Raw genomic sequence first — 3,577 nt, forward strand, 5'->3', positions numbered from 1 at the left:
TGAATATCCGTAATCGGTTGAAACGACTGAACCGCAAGACTCTCGGATACTCAAAGTCGGCAGAAATGAATGACGGGATCATCAGTACGTTCATTGAGCGTGAGCATTACCTAGTGTGATGCTAATAACCACATTGAATACACAACCGATTATTGTGCTACTGAGACATAATGCCGATCCGATGATTAAATTATCAAAGTGGTTTGCCTTTCTATTCCATTAGTTAAATTCATATGGTTATCAATTAATTCGTAAAAATTTCGTAGCGCCAATGATGACAGGCATCGAAAAAGTATTGGCTTGCAACCCTATTTTCAGAATTTTGATCGCTATAATCCGCTTGGAGTATCCCTCCTAAATCCAATATGCTGTAACGGAACCCAATGCAGTAATAACAGGGAAGAGTTATGGATACGGTTGAAGAGTTGGGCAATACCTATTTTTATGCATGTCGTTCGAATCTGACCGCCAACGAATGACTTTTTATGATTTTTTATGATTTTTTGTGAGAACACTGCATACCAGTTTGGTATTCAGGATTTTGGGGCTGTTGTGGTGATTATTAGTGGTAGGAATAACTTATCAACACGTACAAAGCCTCGTGATGCTATTGAAGGAACGTCTTACGCTTCGCGTCATGCCCGTAAAGTATTTGGTAATAATAAATTCCCGTTCGGCATGAGATTACCAACATGGATTGGTGGCTATACTCCATGGACTGCAAAACGGAAAATGGTCGCAAAGATTGGTACATTTGTTGGTCGAACCATCCCCCTTATCGGAATTATTATTATTGCTTCAGATGTATCACAAATCGTATACCGTTCAGTCCGTGATTATAACATGATCGCCAGAGGGAACGATAAGATATGGTAGATGATATTGCACAAAGAGTAATAGCCCTAGCGACCCGACATGATGGTGTTTATCTCTTTAAAAAATGGAAAAAGAGTGAACTGATACCTGAATCAAGTATTCATTTTGATCTCAGGCTGGATGTTGATGAAGCGGAAGAGTTAATGGAAGAGTTCTTCAAGGAATTTTCTGTTTTCAGAGGTTCATTCAATATAGCAACTTATTACCCTGATCTACCAATTTCACTGAATCCATTTAAAAAGAAGCAACTTCTTGATATTCCTGACTTCACTATAGGGATGCTAATCGAATCCGCCAAAGCGGGTCGCTGGCTATACGATTGAATTGGCCGGGCCATTAAGCCCGGCATTGTTACTCCGGCGCTACTGGTCACTCGATATCTGGACCCTGTAAATAATTCTGTGTAATTGCCCACGGTATTAAAGGTGATCGCTCAACCGGTCACCGAACTCGATAATAAAACGGCTCATTGCTTGCCTCCAGCTTTGAATCGGCATATTCCATTTTTTTGACGCATCCTTGATCGCCAGATAAATAACTTTTTGCACCGAGTCGTCTGTCGGGAACACCTTTCGCTTTTTGATGGCTGCGCGGATATAGGGATCAGCAAACGTCATACGGTACTTCCTGCCTCGGTATGTAACCACGTCAGCATCAAGCCCCGGCTGTCCCTGAGTGAGACGGAACTGAGTCACAATGAGAATGGCTCCGTTAATGTTCTGCCCTGCCTGCATGCGCTTAGCTTCCAGTGAACGGTCAACCGTCACCACGCCGCTAAAAGGGGTATCCTGCGGTGTATTTGTCGTGAATTCATGCGCGCACCGGCGGATCACCACTCAATAAGCTCAATGAGAGGGCCAAAGTACGCGCTATAAGACGCGCACGGCTCGCGGCAACATCGCCGGACTGCATGATCATCTCGTACAGTTCATCTGGACGCTCACCATTAATCATTGCCTGAATGGCGCGATCCTGAATGTCTTTCACCCGGTCGGCGGCTTCCAGCGGGAGTGACTTCATCAACTGGATTTGTCGATAGACAATATCCTGTGTCACAAGCCCTATAGGTGTGGGTAGGAAACAAGTGGTAGCATTGCTTATTGTGTATTGTCGCAACCACTCATTGAATGTCTGCTGCAATACAGGCCGTCTCTCCGGCTGTCACATCGCTTCGCCTACAACGGCTGATGTTGCCGTCAATGCCCGACTATCAAGGTGTATTGGTTGTTTTTGATTCCACAGGTACGCGCGATAGAGAGGTACTACGTCACGGCCAATATCTGTGGATTGCGACAACCCTACCCTATTGATGTGTGATGCAATGGGAATAAAAAAGCCTCGGACTATACCGAGGCTAACTGTTAGGACCTCATGGCGGTGGAGTTTGGCCATCAGTTGGCGTTGGCGTTGGTATTGGTTGGTTGCAGCAACACACCTTGATATTCACACAGCCGTCCGTTGTCTCGCTGATTGTGATTGTGGTATCGCCTACTGAGATTGTTTTTTCCATTATTTATCCCTTTATTTATGTGACGGTTCTCCGCCCTTTAATTAATGCTTCTATACGTGAAGCATCATCGAAACACCAATACAAAACTAACATATTTGTAATAAATAATGTATGAATGTAAAATTTAATTAATACATAGGAATTTAAGATGAGGGGAGTATTGCTAGCGATTGAATTTGTTTTGTGCTCCATTTCTACAGCTAATACAGTCAGTAAAGGGATAATTGGACCATCGCTTCCCCCCTACTGTGATTGAACACTGTTAATTATTAACCGGCCGTCAGTGACAACCTTTTGTAGCGCGGTGAGATGCTTGAAGATAAATTCGATGCAACCATGGCGTTTATCAGAAAACTAGATGGGCATGCAGATGTTTGCGATAAAGAAGCAAAGCGTAATGCGGACCGGAAAAAAAGCTGGGTTAAACAATCTAACTTGCTCAGAAAGTATCTTCTTGAATGTCTGATCACATCAAAACAAGACTCTTTAACAACCAGCCTTAACACGTTCACCGCGCGCAAGGCATCAGTAAAATTGGTTGTATATGACGTGGATCTTTTACCTGACGAAATGGTAGATGTTCAATCAATTACGGACGTTATCAGCACTCCAAAAATGGAAGTGACGCGCCAACGCTTGTCGCTTGACGAATGGAAAGCCATTTATATTGCCGCCGAACAACATCCTCCCTATCTCCAGTGTGCAATGCTACTAGCTTTGGTTACTGGTCAAAGGATCGGGGACATTTCCAATATGAAATTTACTGATATTTGGGATGACATGTTACACATCACTCAGGAGAAAACAGGTTCACGCCTGGCTATCCCATTGGATCTGGTTTGTGGGCCGATCAACCTGTCACTGAGGGAAGTGGTAGCCAAGTGTCGGGATGCAGTGTTAAGCAAATATTTGGTTCATTTTCGACACACTACATCACAGGCAATCAGAGGTGACAGCGTTTCAGCAAACGCCATAACGACAACGTTTAAAAAGGCCAGAAACCGTTCAGGCATCACATGGCCGGAGGGAACCGCGCCAACCTTCCATGAACAACGCTCTCTGTCTGAACGTCTGTATCGAGAACAAGGGTTGGAAACACAAAAATTGCTGGGCCATAAAACACAAAAAATGACCGATAAATATAACGATGATCGCGGGAAAAAATGGATGGTAATCGCCATTTAACCCGTG

General features: G+C 43.9%; 3 protein-coding genes and 4 pseudogenes. 4 read left to right on the plus strand and 3 right to left on the minus strand.

All coding sequences use genetic code 11. The features are described 5' to 3' along the window. From AEP37_RS22675 to AEP37_RS22685, 3 genes and pseudogenes are all read left to right on the plus strand, one after another. The coding region (locus AEP37_RS22675) for an IS1 family transposase (RefSeq protein ID WP_049615445.1) at positions 1–119 on the plus strand (119 nt) is incomplete at its 5' end. A 288-nt stretch (positions 120–407) separates the two neighbouring features. Next, a pseudogene (locus AEP37_RS22680) lies at positions 408–876 on the plus strand (STM2901 family protein). Next, on the plus strand, positions 870–1,199 hold the full coding sequence (locus AEP37_RS22685) for a DUF1493 family protein (protein ID WP_049615447.1): 330 nt from the start codon (positions 870–872) through the stop codon (positions 1,197–1,199). Before AEP37_RS22680 ends, AEP37_RS22685 begins: the two are co-directional and overlap by 7 nt. Positions 1,200–1,295: 96 nt before the next feature. Here the strand turns inward: AEP37_RS22685 and AEP37_RS26375 are convergent. The 3 pseudogenes from AEP37_RS26375 to AEP37_RS22695 all read right to left on the minus strand — a co-directional run. Further along, positions 1,296–1,472 (minus strand): annotated as a pseudogene (locus AEP37_RS26375) (IS256 family transposase); the annotation flags it as partial. Then, positions 1,473–1,685: pseudogene (locus AEP37_RS25425) on the minus strand (head-tail adaptor); the annotation flags it as partial. It abuts the pseudogene before it with no gap. 52 nt (positions 1,686–1,737) lie between these two features. Beyond that, positions 1,738–1,947: pseudogene (locus AEP37_RS22695) on the minus strand (phage minor head protein); the annotation flags it as partial. A gap of 748 nt (positions 1,948–2,695) precedes the next feature. Here AEP37_RS22695 and AEP37_RS22700 point away from each other — a divergent pair. Further along, complete coding sequence (locus tag AEP37_RS22700) at positions 2,696–3,571, plus strand: tyrosine-type recombinase/integrase (protein ID WP_072086403.1); 876 nt, start codon at positions 2,696–2,698, stop codon at positions 3,569–3,571. Positions 3,572–3,577 lie beyond the last annotated feature (6 nt).

It is taken from the genome of Yersinia pekkanenii (genome assembly GCF_001152565.1).
Taxonomy (GTDB): Bacteria; Pseudomonadota; Gammaproteobacteria; order Enterobacterales; family Enterobacteriaceae; genus Yersinia; species Yersinia pekkanenii.

Excerpts from the sequence above, each read along its gene's own strand:
- AEP37_RS22685 (WP_049615447.1), top strand. The coding sequence starts at position 870 with ATGGTAGATGATATTGCACAAAGAGTAATAGCCCTAGCGACCCGACAT.
- AEP37_RS22700 (WP_072086403.1), top strand. The coding sequence starts at position 2,696 with ATGCTTGAAGATAAATTCGATGCAACCATGGCGTTTATCAGAAAACTA.